This is a genomic window from Mesorhizobium sp. M1334 (assembly GCF_040317995.1).
Taxonomy (GTDB): Bacteria; Pseudomonadota; Alphaproteobacteria; order Rhizobiales; family Rhizobiaceae; genus Mesorhizobium.
The window spans coordinates 24,199-42,089 of record NZ_JAMYLM010000007.1 but is presented as its reverse complement, the minus strand read 5'-3'; the positions used below and the strand labels follow the sequence as shown (position 1 = coordinate 42,089).

At 63.7% G+C, this 17,891-nt stretch carries 20 protein-coding genes; 15 read left to right on the top strand and 5 right to left on the bottom strand.

The window, feature by feature from the left end; translation table 11 throughout:
* Positions 1-29: 29 nt before the first annotated feature.
* The 3 genes from NKH17_RS15140 to lpdA are packed head-to-tail and all read left to right on the top strand — an operon-like array spanning position 30 to position 2,662.
* Positions 30-485 carry a hypothetical protein gene (locus NKH17_RS15140; RefSeq protein ID WP_502895552.1) on the top strand — a complete coding sequence of 152 codons (456 nt, stop codon included), beginning with the start codon at positions 30-32 and terminating at the stop codon, positions 483-485.
* A complete protein-coding gene (locus NKH17_RS15135; RefSeq protein WP_352479654.1) occupies positions 482-1,237 on the top strand; it encodes an SDR family oxidoreductase in 756 nt (251 codons plus the stop codon). Before NKH17_RS15140 ends, NKH17_RS15135 begins: the two co-directional genes overlap by 4 nt.
* Positions 1,238-1,255: 18 nt before the next feature.
* The gene (gene lpdA / locus NKH17_RS15130) at positions 1,256-2,662 is read left to right on the top strand and encodes a dihydrolipoyl dehydrogenase (protein WP_352479653.1); all 1,407 of its coding nucleotides are present in this window, start codon (positions 1,256-1,258) and stop codon (positions 2,660-2,662) included.
* 746 nt (positions 2,663-3,408) lie between these two features.
* Here lpdA and NKH17_RS15125 read toward each other — a convergent pair.
* Both NKH17_RS15125 and NKH17_RS15120 read right to left on the bottom strand, forming a co-directional pair.
* Positions 3,409-4,476, bottom strand: coding sequence for a TraB/GumN family protein (locus tag NKH17_RS15125; protein WP_352479652.1), 1,068 nt, complete (start codon positions 4,474-4,476; stop codon positions 3,409-3,411).
* Between the two features lie 86 nt (positions 4,477-4,562).
* Positions 4,563-5,501 (bottom strand): tyrosine recombinase XerC, encoded by a 939-nt coding sequence (locus NKH17_RS15120; protein ID WP_352479651.1) that lies wholly within the window; start codon positions 5,499-5,501, stop codon positions 4,563-4,565.
* Positions 5,502-5,616: 115 nt separating this feature from the next.
* Between NKH17_RS15120 and rimM the strand changes: the two genes are divergently transcribed.
* Positions 5,617-6,222, top strand: a complete 606-nt coding sequence (gene rimM, locus NKH17_RS15115) for a ribosome maturation factor RimM (protein ID WP_352479650.1) — start codon at positions 5,617-5,619, stop codon at positions 6,220-6,222.
* Positions 6,219-6,917, top strand: a complete 699-nt coding sequence (gene trmD, locus NKH17_RS15110; protein WP_352479649.1) for a tRNA (guanosine(37)-N1)-methyltransferase TrmD — start codon at positions 6,219-6,221, stop codon at positions 6,915-6,917. The genes rimM and trmD overlap by 4 nt, the downstream gene beginning before the upstream one ends.
* On the opposite strand, the gene NKH17_RS15105 is transcribed toward trmD, so the two are convergent.
* Positions 6,899-7,651, bottom strand: coding sequence for a sulfite exporter TauE/SafE family protein (locus NKH17_RS15105; protein ID WP_023679781.1), 753 nt, complete (start codon positions 7,649-7,651; stop codon positions 6,899-6,901). The genes trmD and NKH17_RS15105 overlap by 19 nt on opposite strands.
* A gap of 355 nt (positions 7,652-8,006) precedes the next feature.
* Here NKH17_RS15105 and rplS point away from each other — a divergent pair, with 355 nt between their 5' ends.
* From rplS to leuC, 5 genes are all read left to right on the top strand, one after another.
* Entirely contained in the window at positions 8,007-8,546 is a 540-nt protein-coding gene (gene rplS / locus NKH17_RS15100; RefSeq protein WP_254817835.1) for a 50S ribosomal protein L19, read from the top strand.
* Positions 8,547-8,801: 255 nt separating this feature from the next.
* On the top strand, positions 8,802-9,599 hold the full coding sequence (locus NKH17_RS15095; RefSeq protein WP_254817834.1) for a transporter substrate-binding domain-containing protein: 798 nt from the start codon (positions 8,802-8,804) through the stop codon (positions 9,597-9,599).
* Between the two features lie 76 nt (positions 9,600-9,675).
* On the top strand, positions 9,676-10,491 hold the full coding sequence (locus NKH17_RS15090) for an amino acid ABC transporter permease (RefSeq protein ID WP_352479648.1): 816 nt from the start codon (positions 9,676-9,678) through the stop codon (positions 10,489-10,491).
* A 52-nt stretch (positions 10,492-10,543) separates the two neighbouring features.
* Positions 10,544-11,179 (top strand): class I SAM-dependent DNA methyltransferase, encoded by a 636-nt coding sequence (locus NKH17_RS15085; RefSeq protein ID WP_352479647.1) that lies wholly within the window; start codon positions 10,544-10,546, stop codon positions 11,177-11,179.
* A gap of 249 nt (positions 11,180-11,428) precedes the next feature.
* A complete protein-coding gene (gene leuC, locus NKH17_RS15080; RefSeq protein WP_023722709.1) occupies positions 11,429-12,838 on the top strand; it encodes a 3-isopropylmalate dehydratase large subunit in 1,410 nt (469 codons plus the stop codon).
* Between the two features lie 55 nt (positions 12,839-12,893).
* On the opposite strand, the gene NKH17_RS15075 is transcribed toward leuC, so the two are convergent.
* Positions 12,894-13,205, bottom strand: coding sequence for a hypothetical protein (locus tag NKH17_RS15075; RefSeq protein ID WP_352479645.1), 312 nt, complete (start codon positions 13,203-13,205; stop codon positions 12,894-12,896).
* Positions 13,206-13,365: 160 nt separating this feature from the next.
* Here NKH17_RS15075 and NKH17_RS15070 point away from each other — a divergent pair, with 160 nt between their 5' ends.
* Together NKH17_RS15070 and NKH17_RS15065 are read left to right on the top strand one after the other, a co-directional pair.
* Entirely contained in the window at positions 13,366-14,562 is a 1,197-nt protein-coding gene (locus tag NKH17_RS15070) for a GGDEF domain-containing protein (protein ID WP_352901940.1), read from the top strand.
* 74 nt (positions 14,563-14,636) lie between these two features.
* Positions 14,637-15,857, top strand: a complete 1,221-nt coding sequence (locus NKH17_RS15065; protein ID WP_352901937.1) for a GGDEF domain-containing protein — start codon at positions 14,637-14,639, stop codon at positions 15,855-15,857.
* On the opposite strand, the gene NKH17_RS15060 is transcribed toward NKH17_RS15065, so the two are convergent.
* A complete protein-coding gene (locus NKH17_RS15060) occupies positions 15,841-16,200 on the bottom strand; it encodes a hypothetical protein (protein ID WP_352901935.1) in 360 nt (119 codons plus the stop codon). The two genes, NKH17_RS15065 and NKH17_RS15060, sit on opposite strands and share 17 nt — an antisense overlap.
* Positions 16,201-16,449: 249 nt before the next feature.
* Here NKH17_RS15060 and NKH17_RS15055 point away from each other — a divergent pair, with 249 nt between their 5' ends.
* The 3 genes from NKH17_RS15055 to sdhD all read left to right on the top strand — a co-directional run bounded on the left by NKH17_RS15055 (position 16,450) and on the right by sdhD (position 17,891).
* A complete protein-coding gene (locus NKH17_RS15055; protein WP_352901932.1) occupies positions 16,450-16,830 on the top strand; it encodes a hypothetical protein in 381 nt (126 codons plus the stop codon).
* A 243-nt stretch (positions 16,831-17,073) separates the two neighbouring features.
* The gene (sdhC, locus tag NKH17_RS15050; protein ID WP_352479640.1) at positions 17,074-17,499 is read left to right on the top strand and encodes a succinate dehydrogenase, cytochrome b556 subunit; all 426 of its coding nucleotides are present in this window, start codon (positions 17,074-17,076) and stop codon (positions 17,497-17,499) included.
* Positions 17,496-17,891, top strand: coding sequence for a succinate dehydrogenase, hydrophobic membrane anchor protein (gene sdhD / locus NKH17_RS15045; protein ID WP_352508952.1), 396 nt, complete (start codon positions 17,496-17,498; stop codon positions 17,889-17,891). Before sdhC ends, sdhD begins: the two co-directional genes overlap by 4 nt.

Here is a 17,891-nt window from a genome sequence, read left to right as displayed (position 1 = left end):
GTTTGTTTGTCACAATCTGCGCACTCGGCGTGCAGACGGTCTCCGCGGCCCTCGCCGCCTGCCCGCTCGAACTGGCCGTCTATGGCGATCCTGAGAACGCCGCCGAGATCGATTTCAGGCCGACCATGGAGTCGGCTACCGTCACCAATACCTTCAAGATGGTGCTCGACAACGGCGTCGTGCTCGACGGCATCGTCATGTGGACGGAGGGCGTGGCGCGGCCGCACGGCTCGCTGATGTACAAATGCCCGGCCGGCGACGTCACCGGCGACGAGCTCGCCGCCTGCACCGTGTGGGAGGGCGTCATCTACACTGCCGACGACCAGGGCAACATCGCGTTGCTGCCGGGCGAAGCAAAGGATGCGCCGAAGAAGCTGATCTTGCCTGACTTGGGAGCGTCGTTGCAGATGTCGGCTGCCTATGGCGCCAACGGCTTTTCCAGGGTGCCCTGGGACGTCTTTGCCCTGAAGGGATGTCAGGAATGAGCGCGAGCGGAAAGATCCTGCTGGTGACCGGCGGCAGCCGCGGCATTGGCGCCGCTACATGCAGGCTTGCTGCCAAGGCCGGCTATCGCATTGCGGTCAATTACGCGTCGAATGCAAAAGCCGCCGAAACGGTGGTCGCCGACATCGAGGCTGCTGGCGGAGAAGCCTTCACAGTCAAGGCCGATGTCGGCAACGAGACGGACGTATTGGCCATGTTCGAGGCTCTCGACGCCCGTTTCGGTCGGCTCGACGCGCTCGTCAACAATGCCGGCGTGGTCGACCAGAGCGCGCGCGTCGACGAGCTTAGCGCTGCAAGGCTGGAGCGCATGATGCGCATCAATGTGATCGCGCCGATGCTTTGCGCCCGCGAGGCGGTGAAGCGGATGTCGACCAGGCATGGCGGCAAGGGTGGCGCCATCGCCAATGTGTCTTCGATCGCGGCAAGGCTTGGCGGGCCGGGTCAATATGTCGACTACGCCGCCTCGAAGGGCGCGATCGATTCCTTCACCATCGGGCTTGCCCGCGAAGTGGCCGGCGAAGGCATTCGTGTCAACGCGGTCAGCCCGGGCATCATCGACACCGAAATTCATGCCTCCGGCGGTCAGCCGGATCGCGCCGAGAGAATGCGCAAGGTGGTGCCCATGCAGCGCGTCGGAACCGCCGAGGAAGTCGCAGCCGCAATTCTGTGGCTGCTGTCGGACGAGGCGTCCTACACAACAGGCGCCAATCTGGAAATCGGCGGCGGCCGCTAAAGCAAAAGGGACAGTATCATGGCCTATGATGTCGTTATCATCGGATCGGGACCAGGCGGCTATGTCTGCGCCATCAAGGCGGCACAGCTCGGTCTGAAGACGGCGGTGGTCGAAAAGAACCCGACCTTCGGCGGCACCTGCCTCAATATCGGCTGCATCCCGTCAAAGGCGCTGCTGCATGCGACCGAGATGTTTGCCGAGGCCGGCCATTCCTTCGAGGCGCTCGGCGTCGAGATCGGCGCGCCCAAGCTCAACCTTGGGAAGATGATGGCACACAAGGATGCGACGGTGACCGCCAACGTCAATGGCGTCGCCTTCCTGTTCAAGAAAAACAAGATCGACAGTTTTCGTGGCACCGGCAAGGTAGTTGCGGCCGGCAAGGTGTCGGTGACCTCCGATGACGGCAAGGTCGAGGAGATCGAGACCAAGAACATCGTCATCGCCACAGGCTCCGACGTCGCCGGCATTCCCGGCGTCGAGGTCGATTTCGATGAGAAGGTGATCGTCTCGTCGACCGGCGCGCTGTCGCTGGACAAGGTGCCGGGCCATCTGGTGGTGGTCGGCGGTGGTGTCATCGGTCTGGAGCTCGGCTCGGTATGGGCGCGGCTCGGCGCCAAGGTGACCGTGGTCGAGTTCCTCGACACCATCCTGGGCGGCATGGATGGCGAGGTCTCCAAGCAGTTCCAGCGCCTGCTGTCGAAGCAGGGCTTTGAGTTCAGGCTGGGCGCCAAGGTGACCGGCGTCGCCAAGGCCAGGAAGGGGGTGACGGTTACCTTCGAGCCGGTCAAGGGCGGAGCAGCCGAGACGATCGAGGCGGACGCGGTGCTGATTGCGACGGGACGACGGGCCTATTCGGACGCTCTCGGGCTGAAGGAGACCGGCGTCGACGTTGATGAGCGCGGCCGGGTCAAGACCGACGGCCATCTCAGGACCAACGTGCCTGGCATCTATGCCATCGGCGATGTCATCGCCGGGCCGATGCTTGCACACAAGGCCGAGGACGAGGGCGTGGCGGTGGCCGAAACCATCGCCGGCCAGGCCGGGCATGTGAACTATGACGTGATTCCGAGCGTCGTCTACACCACGCCGGAAATCGCCTCGGTCGGCAAGACCGAAGAAGAATTGAAGAAGGCCGGCATCGACTACAAGGCCGGAAAATTCCCCTTCAGCGCCAATGGACGGGCGCGCGCCATGCTGCACACCGACGGCTTTGTGAAAATCCTGGCCGACAAGGCCAGCGACCGTGTGCTCGGCGTCCACATCGTCGGCTTCGGCGCCGGCGAGATGATCCACGAGGCGGCCGTGCTGATGGAATTTGGCGGCTCGTCGGAAGACCTGGCCCGCACCTGTCACGCCCATCCGACAATGTCGGAAGCGGTAAAGGAGGCGGCATTGGCGACGTTCTTCAAGCCGATCCATATCTGAGCAAACGCGGTGAATCGCAAACCTTAGAGATTGGCTGAAACGTCCAAAGCCCTCGACGGCTGCTCCCAAAAACAAAACGGCCCGCTTTTTCAGCGGGCCGTTCATATATCAAATCAGCAGTTTGATCACTGAGCCGGGGCAGGTGCTGGTGCCGGGGCCGGGGCTGGCGCAGGGGCCGGAGCGGGTGCAGGCTCTGCCGGAGCGGGAGCCGGAGCCGGTGTTGCCGGAGCTGGCGCAGGAGCCGGTTCGGCTGGTTTCATCGGCTCGGCGGGCGCTGGGGCCGGAGCTGGTGTGCTGGCTGCGGGCGGTTCGGCAGGCGCAGGTGCCTCGCTACGTCTTCCAAAAACATAATAGGCGACAATTGCCAGGATAACGACGACCAGGGCAATCAGCCAGCCGCTGCCGCCGCCGCTTGGCCGCGCGGAGCCCGGCGAGGTGAATGGGTCGTTCGGATTGGGTGTGTTCGCCATAAAAGTGTCCTCCGTGGATGAAAAACATCAAGTAATAGCCATCAACGTACAATCGTTGAATCGGTTTCACATTAGGCGTTGAAAACGCCGAAAACAGGGCAATTCTGATCCGGAATCGCTTGCAGGCATGCATTTCCACCGCAAAATGGGTTCGGTCGAGCCAAAGCGAACCTTTTTCAGTTTCTTGACACGAAGCGCTGCCGGTCCGCCGTCGCGCCGCGAGTAGGGGTTGACCCAGGCGTGGCGATGATTCGGTGTGCAACTCCGCCGTGTTGTTCAGTTGACGGCAGTCACAGTATAGCCGGTCTTGCGGAAACCCTCGACCAAGCCTTGCGCTCCGGGAAGGTGCATGGCGCCGACCGCCATGAAGACATTGCCGTGGGCGAGGATCGGCGCTGCACGATCAACCATCACCCTGTTGCGGCTGGTGATCATGGTCTGCTCGAATTCGGCGTAACCCGATTGGTCGTCGACCTGTTCGGGGACGACAGCCCGAAACAGCGGTACGTACATGCCAGTGTCGCCACGGCGGTAAAGCACGATCATGGTTTCGTTGACGTCGTTCACCTTGTCGCCAAGCTTCAGCGTATCGACGAGCCCCTTCAGGTGAAAGGCGATCGGCAGCGAAGCCATGGCGCGCAGCTGGTCGGCGATTGTCTCGAGCCCCTCGACTGATTTGCCCGCAGCCTCGGCGTCCTTGGCAAGCTTGACGTCGAGCACCGGCGCGCCGCCAGCCTGGCGGGCGACTTCGCATGCTGGTAGCGCCACCATCGCCGACAGCAACCAAGGTTTCATCTTGGCGACCGTCGCTGGCGGGATGCCACGCGCGTCGAGCGCCTTGTCGACCACCGCCGCGTCCTCCGGCGACAGCAGCGACGAAAGCGTCGTCTTGTCGGTGAACATCATCAGATCCGGCTCTTTCAGCAATGCTGCCATCATCTTCTGCTTATCGAGCACTTCGGTGGTTTCGATGATGACGGTGCCAGCTGCATCGAATGCCTTCTGCGCGGCGGGTGGCAGCGTGGTGACGCGCGGGTCGGTAAGGTGCATGGTGCCGAACAGGAAGGACGGTTTTTCGCCCGATTTTTCCAGCTTCCACAGCAAGCCCTTGCCGTTCGGTGTTGCTGCCGCGTCCGCCTCGATCTTGCGGTAGCTAGCCGGGTCGTTCTTTTGCAGCGCGCTCAGCATATCGGTACCGACGCAGACCGGGGCCTCGGCGCGTGCCTTGCCCACGGCGAGTAGCGTGATGATGAGGAAGGAGAGGAAAAACAGGGCGTTGAGCGCGACGAGCAGCTTCAGCGACACTTGGGTCGCGCGGTCGGCGATGGCGATGAGGCGTTTCATGCTGCGCTTGTAGGCGCAAAAAGCGGCAAAACGGTTAATCAGCGCATCAAAATTGTTGCGAGATCGTCACCGATTCCGAGCGTCCATCACGCACGAGGATGAGCTGCTTCGTAAATCTCGAGCAGCCTCGCGGTGTCGACGCCGGTGTATATCTGGGTTGTCGACAGGCTGGCGTGGCCGAGCAACTCCTGGATGGTGCGCAGGTCGCCGCCGCGCCCAAGCAGATGCGTGGCGAAGGAATGGCGCAGCGCATGCGGCGTCGCGGTGTCGGGCAGGTTGAGCGCCGAGCGCAGCTTGGCCATGTCGCGCTGAACGATCGCCGGGTTGAGCGGGCCGCCGCGGGCACCGCGAAACAGCGAGCCCTTGGGATCGAGATGCCAGGGACAGAGGCGGCGATATTCGGCAATCGCCCGCAGCGCCACCGGCAGCACCGGCACCAGCCGCGTCTTGCCGCCCTTGCCGGTGACGCGCAGCACGGTCTCACCAGGTGAGGACAGATCGGCGCCCGACAGGCCGAGCGCCTCGGAGATCCGCAAGCCGGACCCATAAAGCAGAGTCAGCACGGCGGCGTTGCGCGCGGCGATCCACGGCTCCTCCGCCAGTTGGCCTTCCACCGAGACGACGTGTTTTGCATCGCTTGCGGTCAGCGGCTTGGGCAGCGATTTCGGCTGCCGCGGCGCGCGCAAGGCTGCCGCACCTGCCGCATTGGCGAGGCCGCGCCGTTCCAGGAAACGCAGCAGCGAGCGGATGCCGGCTAGCCCGCGCCCGAGCGTGCGGGCGCCGGCGCCCTCGGCACGGCGGGCAGCGAGAAAGCCGCGCAGATCGGCTGGGCGCAGATCGGCGATGTCTGAAATACCAGGCGAGCCGCCGCAATGGCCGGTCAGGAAATGCAGGAACTGGCGCGTGTCGCGCTCATAGGCCTCGACGGTTTCGGGCGACAGCCGGCGTTCGCGCGCCAGCATCTTCAGCCAGGCCTCGCGCGCCGCCTGAAGATCGGGTTTTGCCGGTATGAGGAATTCCTGCATTGCGCTCTTCCAGTGCCCCGCCATTTTCCGGCATGCGGGTTAGTAAGCGGTGAAGAGCGGCATCATTGAAATGACGATGGGCTGGGGTTAGAGCAAGGCAAAGGATTTTCCGCAGATGAGCAAACCGCAAAACCCCGTCCAGATGGCCGTGATCGGTGCCGCGCACGGCATCAAGGGCGAATTGCGCGTCAAGAGCTTTACCGGCGACCCGCTGGCGCTGGCCGATTACGGTCCGCTCTACGCCAGGGATGGCCGCGCCTTCCAGATCGTCGACATCAGGCCTGCCAACACCGTCGTGGTGGTGCGCTTCAAAGGCGTCAACGATCGCAATGCCGCCGAGGCGCTTGCCGGCACCGAATTGTTCGTCGACCGTTCGGTGTTGCCTGATGAGGGCGAAGAGGACGAATTCTACCACACCGATCTCGTCGGGCTGGAGGTCAAGGACGACACCGGTGCCATTATCGGCAAGGTCGTCGCCGTGCATAATTTTGGCGGCGGCGACATTCTCGACGTGACGCTGGCGGGGCGCAAAGGCGTGCTTATCCCGTTCACGCAGGCCGCTGTTCCGGAAGTGTCGATCGCCGGCGGCTTTGTCCGCATCGATCCGGCTGCGGCAGGGTTGGTCGAGGACGAGGACGAGGACGGAGAGTCTGCCGAGCGCGACAGCTTCGACCCCAAGGGCCGGCCGCGCGGGCCGAGGGACGCCGGAGGCAACCGGTGAGTTTTTCGGCTTCGGTGCTGACGCTCTATCCCGAGATGTTTCCCGGCGCGCTTGGCCTGTCGCTGGCTGGCCGCGCGCTCGAGACCGGCATTTGGTCGCTCCAAACGATCCAGGTCCGCGACTTTGCCCGCGATCGTCACCGGACCGTGGACGACACGCCGGCCGGCGGCGGCGCCGGCATGGTGATGCGGGCAGACGTGCTGGCCAGCGCTATCGACCATGCCTCGCCGGCAGGCGATCCACGTCCGCGCCTGCTGATGAGCCCTCGCGGCAAGCCGCTGACACAGCGCCGTGTGCGTGAGCTCGCCGCCGGGCCGGGTGCGGTGATCGTCTGCGGCCGCTTCGAAGGCGTCGACCAGCGGGTCATCGAATCGCGAGGCCTCGAGGAAGTCTCGATCGGCGATTTCATCCTGTCCGGCGGCGAGCCGGCGGCACTCGTGCTGCTCGACGCCGTGGTGCGCCTGCTGCCCGGCGTGATGGGCAATGCGGTATCAGGCGAGGAAGAGAGCTTTGAAAACGGCCTGCTCGAACATCCGCATTATACGCGGCCGCAGGAATTCGAGGGCCGGCCGATTCCCGAAGTGTTGATTTCGGGCAATCACAGCAAGATCGCGGCGTGGCGGCGGGCCGAAGCGGAGAGGCTGACGAAGGAGCGACGGCCGGATCTTTTAGCCGCTCAGCCCTTATCGAAATAGTAGAAGGCCAGGAACAGGCCGACGGCAATGACGAAGCCGCGCACCGCGTTCTGCGGCACGCGCCTGGCGATCCAGACGCCGGCATAGCCGCCGAGCGCGCCACCCGGGATCATGATGATCGCCTGCAGCCAGGCGATGACGCCGCCAGAGACGAAGACCAGGATGGCAACCGCAGCGATGACCACGGCCAGCATGTTCTTCAATGCGTTCAGCCGATGATAATCGCCGGACTGGGTGAGACCGAGCGTCGCCAGCATCATGACGCCCATGCCGGCGCCGAAGAAGCCGCCATAGACGGCGGTGGCGAACTGCGCCAGCGACCCGACCAGCGAACCCACGGCGGCTTCATGCTCCGGCTTGGGGGCCGGCTTCAGCCATGGCCCGGCAGCGAACAACGCTGTTGCCGCCAGCAGCAGCCACGGCACCAAGGCGCGGAACGACGGGTTGTCGAGGCCTAGAAGGATGAGCGCGCCAGACAGCGCACCGAGAGCCGAAATGAGGCTGAGCAGCAGTGCGCCGCGCCAGAAATGCTTGATGTCGTGCCAATAGGCCAGCGTCGAGGTGATATAGCCAGGAAATTGCGTCACCGACGATGTCGCGTTGGCGACGATCGGCGGCAGGCCGGCCAGGGTCATGGCGCCAAAGGTTATGAACGTGCCGCCGCCGGCAACGGCGTTGACCGCGCCTGATAGAAAGCCGGCGAGAAAGAGCAGGACCGCGTCCAAGATTGGCATGGGGGGTGTCGTCGCTGGAGGAAAACGCCTATCATCCGGCTTAGAAAGCTTGACGCGCGGGCGCAACCCCCTGGACCACAAGCGATCACGGGACTGCCACAGCGGCGCCAGCCAAAAAGAAGCAGTGCCAAAAAAGAAACGGCGAAGGCGTGACAAAGCGCCGAAATAGCTGTATGTGCGCGCCGAACCGGAAGAAAATTCTCCCGGACCCGTCAACAGTGACGGTGTAGTCGCCCCTGCCCGATGTTCTCGAACAGAAGTTCTCGAACGAAGGGCATAGCCGAGCGGTCGATGCGACTGCAAGGCGAGTGTCGGACGCTCTGACTGTCGGAAGAACAAGAAGTGGATTATTGAGATGGACATCCTCCGTCAGCTCGAGGCCGAGCAGGCCGCCAAGATCGAAGCCAAGCGCAAGCTTCCCGAATTCCAGCCCGGCGATACCGTGCGCGTTCAGGTCCGCGTGACCGAAGGCACCCGCACCCGCGTCCAGGCCTATGAGGGCGTCGTCATCGCCCGCGCCGGTGCCGGCTTCCAGGAAAATTTCACCGTCCGCAAGATCTCCTACGGCGAAGGCGTGGAGCGTGTGTTCCCGGTCTATTCGCCGATGGTCGAGGGCGTCGAGATCGTGCGTCGTGGCAAGGTGCGTCGCGCCAAGCTGTACTATCTGCGTGACCGTCGCGGCAAGTCGGCCCGTATTTCGGAAAACACCGGCGTGCGCGCCCGCAAGCTCAACGATGAAGAGCGTGATGCGCTGAACGCCGAGAAGGCGCGCATCGAGGCCGAGAAAGTGGCCGCCGCCCAGGCGCTGGCCGCCGAGAAGGCCGCGCAGGACGCCGCCGAAAAGAAGGCCGCCGACGAGGCCGCCAAGGCCGCGGAAGCAGCTGCCGCCGAATAAGGCGTCTTCAAAACCCATGGTTTCGGAAAGGCGGCTTCGGCCGCCTTTTTGTTTCGCGAGGTGGATTCGATTTTGCCGGTCCTCAATCGATACGGATCGTTCGGTAATGCCGCCATTGAAAGCATCGGAAACTCATTTTCGTGCAGAGCGGCGCATCGGAGCGGCTTGCAAGGCGCCTGCGGAAAGCTAAAGTCGGCGCCGGATTTCCTGCATGCCTCGGTCGATCGAGGCGGTTCAGTTCTTGGGGAGCGTGTCATGACCAAATCGAAACTGCTGCTGGCCGGCCTGCTGGCTTGCCTTCTCGTGCCCATCGCGGCCCTGGCGCAGGCGCTGCCCGATCTTGGCGGCAGGAAAGTGGTGGTGGTGACCGAAAACGCCTATCCGCCGCTGCAGTTTATCGATGCCAAGACCGGTAAGCAGATCGGTTGGGAATATGACGCGATGAACGAGATCGCCAAACGGCTGAACTTCAAGGTCGAGTACCAGAACACCTCGTGGGACGCGATGATCCAGGCGGTTTCCGACAACCAATACAACATCGGCATGACCGGCATCACCATCAAGGACGACCGCAAGCAGAAGGTCGATTTCTCCGATCCCTATATGCGCTCGGAACAGTTCATGCTGGTGCGCGGCGACGAGAAACGCTTCACCGATGCCAAGACGTTCGCTGCCTTCAAGGACGGGCTGATCGGTGCGCAGGCCGGCACCACGCCGTTCTACACCGCCGTCTACAGCGTGCTCGACGGCAATGAGCAGAACCCGCGCATAAAGCTGTTCGAGACATTCGGCGCGACGGTGCAGGCGCTGAAGGCGGGCGACGTCGATGTCGTGCTCACCGACGGCACTGCCGGCAAGGGCTATGTCGATGCGTCCAATGGCGGGCTGAAGCTGATCGGCGGGCCGCTCGGCACCGAGGATTTCGGCTTCATCTTCCCCAAGGGCTCCGACCTGGTGAAGCCGGTCAACGCGGCGATCGCCGCGCTCAAGGCCGACGGCACGCTCGACGCGCTCAACAAGAAGTGGTTCCTCGACTACAAGATGGGGCAGTAGGACTTTTGTCGCGGGTGCCGGGTGATGCGCGGGAGTGCGTGCTGACTCTGGGCGACTCTATAACCGGTATTGCTTGATGCCGTCGCCGCCTCTCGCCTCGGCCAAATCCGACTTCCCGTGGTGGCTTGCCGTGGCTGTGGCGATCGCCTTGGCCGCCGCCGTCTTCATCGTTGCCAGCGACCTCTATGCCCAGGTCTTCGTAACCGTCGCCAAGGGCATCGGCGTCACCATCTTCGTCACCGTGGTCGCCTTCGCGCTGGCTTGCGCGATCGGGCTCGGCGTCGCGCTGATGGGCCTGTCAGGCTCACGCTGGCTCAGCCAGATCGCCCGCTTCTACGTCGAGATCATCCGCGGCGTACCGATGCTGGTGCTGTTGTTCTGGATCGCCTTTGCCGGCGCGCCGGCCTTCGTCGCGGCGTGGAACGCGCTGACGGCGCCGTTGCAAAGCGCCGGCCTTTTCGGTGAGCTGCTGGTACGCGACGTCTCGCTTTTATGGCGCGCCGTCATGGCGCTGACCATCGGCTATTCCGCCTTCATCTCGGAGGTGTTCCGCGCCGGCATCCAGGCGGTCGAGAAAGGCCAGATCGAGGCGGCGAAGGCGCTCGGGCTGACGCGCACGCAGCGCTTCCGGCTGGTCGTCTTTCCGCAGGCGATCCGCACCATCCTGCCGCCGCTCGGCAATGATTTCGTCGCCATGGTCAAGGATTCCTCGCTGGTCTCGGTGCTCGGCGTCGCCGACATCACCCAGATGGGCAAGATCTACGCCGCCGGCTCGTTCCGCTTCTTCGAAACCTATTCGATCGTCGCCTATATCTATCTCATCCTGACCGTCGGCCTGTCGCTGGCCATGCGGGCGCTGGAGAAGCGGCTGCGCCACCAGCATGGGGAATAGAAGGCGGGCAAAAACGGCGCTACCATCGAGCCGACGCGACCGGAGAGGACCCATGATCATCGACGAGGCCAATGCGGCGCTTGAAGCGGTCTACACGGCCGACACGCCTGAGGCGCTCGCCAAGGCCTATGCGCAATGGGCCGCGACCTATGATGGCGAAACCGCGGCGCTCGGCTATCTCCTGCCGTTCCTGATCACCGCCTGGGTGGCGCGCTACGTGCCGCCGGGCGAAGGACCGCTGCTCGACGCCGGCTGCGGCACCGGCCTGTCGGGGCCGTCGCTCAAGGCGCTCGGCTACCACGACGTTGCCGGCCTCGACCTGTCGCATGACATGCTGAAAATCGCCGGCGGCCGGCAGGCCTACAGCGAGCTGAAACAGGCGATGCTCGGCGGGCCATTGCCCTGGCCGGACGGCTATTTCCGTGCCTTTTTCTCGACCGGCGTGTTCACCATCAGCCACGCGCCGGCGTCGGGCCTGCGTGAGCTGGTGCGCATCACCCGGAAGGGCGGCCACGCCATCTTTACGGTCCGTGACCAGGTGTTTGAAAGCAGCGGGTTCAAGGCCGTGTTTGGCGAACTGGAGCAGGCGAAAAAATGGCGGCCGGTCGAGGAGAGCCCATGGTTCCGCTGCTACGCGATCGCCGAGCCCGACGCGCTGGTGAAAACCTTCGTGTTCGAGGTGCTGTGAAGCGCCTGCGAAGGCAGACGCGATTGCTGAAAAGCCAAAACATTGATATGAGCAGCGCCATGGAAGAGCTTTTTGGCGATCCGGCCTATAAAGGTTTCGTGCTGCAGGACAGGAAACGCCTGCCGTCGCGATTTTCCGCGCGCGTCTGCGGGGCGCTGACCAGCCGACTTCGCTAGGGCGGACTCGCCAGGCTGTTTCGCCGGCCGACCGGCGTCCCTTTTCCCTTTTTAAATCGACGGATTTACGCACATGAGCGCACCGCGCACCCTCTACGACAAGATTTTCGACGACCATGTCGTCGACCGCCAGGACGACGGCACCTGCCTGCTCTATATCGACCGCCACCTCGTCCACGAAGTCACCAGCCCGCAGGCTTTCGAAGGCCTGCGCATGACCGGCCGCAAGGTTCGGCATCCGGAAAAGACGCTGGCTGTCGTCGACCACAACGTGTCGACTTCGCCGGAGCGAAAGTTCGGCATCAAGAACGAGGAAAGCCGCATCCAGGTCGAAGCGCTGGCCAAAAACGCCAAGGATTTCGGTATCGAATATTATTCCGAGAAGGATATCCGCCAGGGCATCGTCCACATCATCGGTCCCGAGCAGGGCTTCACGCTGCCCGGCATGACCATCGTCTGCGGCGACAGCCATACCTCGACGCATGGCGCGTTCGGGGCGCTGGCGCACGGCATCGGCACCTCGGAAGTCGAGCATGTGCTGGCGACGCAGACGCTGATCCAGCGCAAGGCCAAGAACATGCTGGTGCGCGTCGACGGCGCACTGCCGGAAGGCGTCACCGCCAAGGACATCATCCTCGCCATCATCGGCGAGATCGGCACAGCCGGCGGCACCGGCTATGTCATCGAATATGCCGGCGAGGCAATCCGTGCGCTGTCGATGGAAGGCCGCATGACGATCTGCAACATGTCGATCGAAGCCGGCGCGCGCGCCGGCCTGATCGCGCCGGACGAGACCACCTTCGCCTATGTCAAGGACAAGCCGCGCGCCCCCAAGGGCGAAGCCTGGGATGCCGCGCTCGCCTATTGGAAGACGCTGCAGTCCGACGAAGGCGCGCATTTCGACAAGGTCGTCGTGCTCGACGCGGCAAAGCTGCCGCCGATCGTCTCCTGGGGCTCCTCGCCCGAGGACGTGGTCTCGGTGCAAGGCATCGTGCCGAACCCGGACGACATCACCGACGAGAACAAGCGCACGTCCAAGCAGCGTGCACTCGACTATATGGGCCTGACACCGGGCACCAAGATCACCGATATCGAACTTGACCGCGTCTTCATCGGCTCCTGTACCAATGGCCGCATCGAGGATCTGCGCGCCGCCGCCAAGGTGATCGAAGGCAAGAAGGTCAATCCACGGGTCAGCGCGATGATCGTGCCGGGCTCCGGCCTGGTCAAGGAACAGGCCGAGGCCGAAGGCCTCGACAAGATCTTTGTCGCGGCCGGCTTCGACTGGCGCGAGCCGGGCTGCTCAATGTGCCTTGCCATGAACGACGACCGGCTGAAGCCGCATGAGCGCTGCGCCTCGACCTCGAACCGCAATTTTGAAGGGCGCCAAGGCTTCAAGGGCCGCACCCATCTGGTGTCGCCGGCAATGGCGGCGGCGGCGGCAATTGCCGGCCATTTCGTCGACATCCGCGAGTGGAAATAGCGCAGGGCGCGCCCAGTCGGAGAGTGCCCGAGCCGCAATGCGGTTCGGGCATTCTTCAGCCGGGCCGCCTGACGAATTCGTGAAATCCCTCACGTCGGCCGGGTTGGTCCTTTGCAACGATCAGCGCCAGTTGGCGCTCGTCGAAGAGTTTGAACCATTCATCCCATTCGACCAGTTCATAGCCGCCGGCATTGACCGGACGTTCGGGCTCATCCTGGTCCTGATAGGCATGCTGGCCGAAGACCAGCCTCAGCATGGGCTGCGTTCCGGCTTCGGGCGACACGTCGACGATCGCCGGAAAGCCGGCGCGCGCCGCCGCCCATGAGCGAATTGCATCGTGATCGGTCAGCATGATCGTGTCGGCCATCGGAGCGTCTCCTGGTTGCCGTCGTGAAACGCCGCTCGCCGTTCGCGGTTCCGCCCAGCGGCTGCGTCGACGCACCTGTCGTATATTCGCTTTCGCTTAACCGCTTGTTTGGGCTTCCGCTCTAACGTCTCCTGAGGGAAGCGAGGGGAAATTACAGCGCTTGGACACCGGCCTGCTCATAGCGCTGCTCAATCCAGGCATCGCCCTCACACTCGGCACTGCATTTCTCGTGCTGTGGTTCTATCAGCGTCACCGTCCCTATCTGGCCGTACTGGCGGCGGGCTACTCGGCCTCGGCCGCAGGCTTCCTGCTCCAGTATTTCACGCTGCCTGTCGGTATGGCGCCCACCAAGCTCATCTCGATCCTGTGCTTCACCTTTGCCACTTGCTGTCTCGCCGGCGCGGTCATTGCGCGCTATGGGCGGCGCGTGCCTTACACGGCGGTCGGCATTCTGGCCTGCGGCGGACTGGCCGCGTTCTCGTGGTTTCTTTTTGCCCGGCCGGATCTCACCTGGCGCATCCTTGCCATCAATTTCAGCTTCGGGGGCATCAGCCTGGTTGTTGCCGCCGAGTTGCGCGCGGTGCGCAACAACGGCCCGACAGAAATGGTCCTGTTCGTGCTGTCGCTGCTTTCCGGCATGAACTTCCTGGCGCGGACCCTTGCCGTCGTCATCGCGCATGGGCCGTTCACCAGCTATGAAGGGCTTTACACCTCGTCCTATTGGACGACGGCGCTGCTGTCGCATGCATTGCTGTCGCTGCTTATTGCACTTTGCCTGTTCGGCGCCGCCGCGCTCGATGTGATGAAGGCCCTGAAGACCGAAACCCTGACAGACCCGCTGTCGGGCCTGCTCAATCGCCGCGGCTTCGAGGAGCGCGCCACGCTGGTGCTGCAGCACTGTGCCACGGCCCGATCGGCGGTTACGCTGGTGCTGGCCGATCTCGATCATTTCAAGGCACTCAACGATCAGCATGGCCACGCGGCCGGCGATCGCGTCATCGTCGATTTCGCCGCCAAGCTTCTGTCGGCTGTAGGTACGCGCGGCGTTGCCGGCCGCATCGGCGGCGAAGAGTTCGCCGTGCTGTTGCCGCTCAGCGACCTTGGCGCGGCAAGACTGTATGCCGAAACCGTTCGCACGCTCTATTCGGCGGGCCGAATCGACGGGCTTCCGCCCGAGACAAGAGTGACCGCGAGCTTCGGCGTGGCCGCCCGCACCAGCGACGAAGGGCTGGACCCGCTGATGCGCCGCGCCGACGAAGCGCTCTACAAAGCCAAGAGGAATGGCCGCGACAGCGTGTGCCTGTCCTATCAGCGGCCTGAAACGGTCGTCCTTCCCAATCGGACCAGTGCTGGCTGAGCATCAGCGGCTTCGAATTAACGTCTTTTTCGCGCGTTGGTGATCTGCTGTTCCGGGGGGAGTGCGAAAACGCCATGGGCAGCGCTAATTTCATCCTGCTGATCAACCTGTTCGTTGCCGGGCTGTTGGCGGCGGCCTTCATGACGATCGCGGTCTATGACGCCGGCCGGGTGTCGGCGCGCTGGCTGGCGTTCGGCTATGTGCTCGGCATGGCTTATTTCGCGATCGAGTTCAGCATTCCTGCCTTCGACAATGCGCGCCCCGTAGTTGTCGCCGCCTTTGCCGCTTTCCTTGCTGCTACCATCGCCATCAATGGCGGGCTTGCCCATAAATACCGCGTTTCGCCGCCTTGGGCGCCGATGCTGTTCTTCCTGGTCTTCGCCACCCTCGCGGTCTACTTCGTCCAGGACCTGCCACGCCAATCCTTTGTGCGAATGGCGGCCTACCAGCTTCCCTATGCGGCCATGCAATTCACCGGGCTGGCGATCGTCCTGTCGTCCAGGCAAAGACACGAGCGGCTCGACTATATGCTGATGGCTGTCCTGGCGGCCAGCACCTTGCAATTCGCCAGCAAACCCTTCATCGCCCATGCGCTTGGGGGCTGGGGTGCCAACCCGCAATCTTATGCGCAGACCAGCTATGCGTTGGTGTCGCAGTCTATCGGCACCGTGTTCGGCCTGGCGCTGGCGCTGGTGACATTGGCTATCCTGGTCCGCGACGTGCTCGCCGAGGCGACGTCGAAATCGGAAACCGACACGCTTTCGCGGCTGCTCAACCGTGGCGGCTTCGAGCGCCATGCCGAGATCGCACTGCGCGACGCCATGCGGCGCGCCGTTCCAGCGGCGCTGGTCATTGCCGATCTCGACCATTTCAAGCGCATCAACGATACTTACGGTCACGCGTCGGGCGATCGGGTCATCGAGGCCTTTGCCGGTTTTCTCCGCGATGCCGCGGCCGACCATCATGTCGCCGGGCGCATCGGCGGCGAGGAATTCGCTATTTTCCTGCCGGGGACCAATCTAGCCGCCGCCCGGCTCTTTGCCGAGGGCACGCGCAGCTCCTTCGGTTCCACGCCGATCGACTGCCTGCCCGCGAATCACCGCTGCAGCGCCAGCTTCGGCGTTGCAGAGCTTGGTCCGGGCGAAAGCTTTTCCGACCTGCTGCGGCGCGCCGACAAAGCGCTCTATCAGGCGAAGGGCAGCGGCCGCGATTGCGTGCGTGTCTCGGTGGGGCCGGCTGTTGCCCTGCCGGCGCCGTCAACCAAGGGCGGCGTGGCCGTCAGCGGCAGGGGCTGAGCTCCGGCATCTCGCCGTCGGAGAGGCCGTACATATAGCTGCGGCCCTTGACGAAAACCGGCGGCCTGTAGCAGTCGCCGCCGCGGACATTGTCCGATTCGTTTTCGTAGATCACGTCGGGCTGGCCGGCGCCGGTGTAGTCGGACAATTCCTTGGCCAGCTTGCCTTCGCCGACGAGGATACGCTTGTAGCCGGCGGCGCTTTCGATGACCAGATTGCCGAAGGAATCGGCATAGACGCGGTCATGATGGCGCGTCCCGGCGAATGCCGGTGCGACGACGCCGACGGCGAGCGCCGCCAATAGGAACCAGGGAAGGCGCGATCCTGCTGAATTCGAATGCATGGCGTGCTGCTCCATTGCTGAGAGGCAAGCCTCCTCGAATCAGAAATTAACCTTTTATTAACCTTTGTTAAGAGAGCAACCGCAGTCGGGGCGAGGTCCTGGAAAACATGGTTAATACTCGGTCGCCCGCCGGCCATCATTCGGCCATGCCTTGTTCCCACCATCGCCGGCATCGGGCGCGACTCAAAAAGCATGAAATCCGGGGCTTCCGGAGCATCGCTGCGGGCTCGATGCGCGGGGGAAAGCAGCATGAGATTACACCGCAGGTTTCGGGTGGCGCTGGCCATTCCGCCGCTACTGGCGGCCGCCGCCTGCGCGCCACAGACCAGCGCGCCCAAGCTCGGCAATACGGCCGCCGCTTCCGTGTCGCTTGCTCCCGCCGCCAGCGAACCGACGGCACCGCAGCCGCGCATTGCTACTTACAACTGCGCCGACGGTAGCGTGATGGCCATCGAGAACCTGGGCACGTCGGTGCGCGTGCTCGGCCAGGACGGCACCAGTGCCGAGCTGCCGGCTTCACCGGCCAATCAGACCAGCCGTTACGGCGAGGCGCATGACGCAATCGTGATCGACGGGCGTGACGCGCTGGTGATGAAGGGCGGTGCCTCACCGCTGGCCTGCAAGCGCTGATCCGCCCCTTTGTGGCAGCCATATTTTGCAGTGCAGCGACATTGTGCCGGCTCAAGGCGATAGTCCTAATCGATTGAAGCTGAAAACGCCACTTTCATCAGACTAAATTACGTTTTCGAAACGGTTTTCCGGCTTTGACGCGGTGCAAAAAGAGCATTAGAAACCGGCTGTCCGAAGTCGCAACCGGAAGCGGCAATGCCGCATTCCCACCTGAGGCTCCAGAGACGCCGAACTGGGGGAGCCATGAGCAAATCACCAGCCACCCGCGAATTTGCCAGACGTGAACGGCCGCTTTCGCCGCACCTGACCGTCTATCGGCCGCCGATCACCATGACGATGTCGATCGTCCACCGCATCACCGGCGGGGCGCTCTATTTCGGCACGCTGCTGGTCGCGCTGTGGCTGATGGCGGCGGCGAGTTCGGAGGCGACCTTCAATGCCGTCAACTGGGCCTTCGGCTCGTGGCTGGGACGGCTGGTGCTGTTCGGCTACAGCTGGGCGCTGATGCACCACATGCTGGGCGGTGTGCGCCATCTGATCTGGGACACTGGGGCAGGGCTGGAAAAGCATACGGCGTCGAGGATCGCCTGGGCGACGCTGGCCGGCTCGGTCACGCTGACGCTGCTGATCTGGATCGCCGGCTACATGGCGCGGGGGAGCCTGACATGAGCGGCAAAAACACCGACATGCGTACGCCGCTGGCCAAGGTCCGCGGCCTCGGTTCCGCCCGCGAGGGCACCGGCCATTTCTGGCGCCAGCGGCTGACGGCGATCTCCAACATCCCGCTGGTCCTGTTCTTCGTGGGTTTCCTGATCGCACTCAACGGTGCCAGCTATATCGAGGTGCGCGCCGCACTTGCCAATCCATTCGTGGCACTGGTGCTGGCGCTGGTCCTGCTGTCGGTGCTCTACCACATGCGGCTCGGCATGCAGGCAATCATCGAAGACTATGTGCATGGCGAAGGCGCCAGGCTGGCGCTGCTCGCCCTCAACACATTCTTTCCCGTAGTCGTCGGCGTCGCTTCGGTCTTCGCCCTGCTTAAACTGGCATTTGGAGGCTGA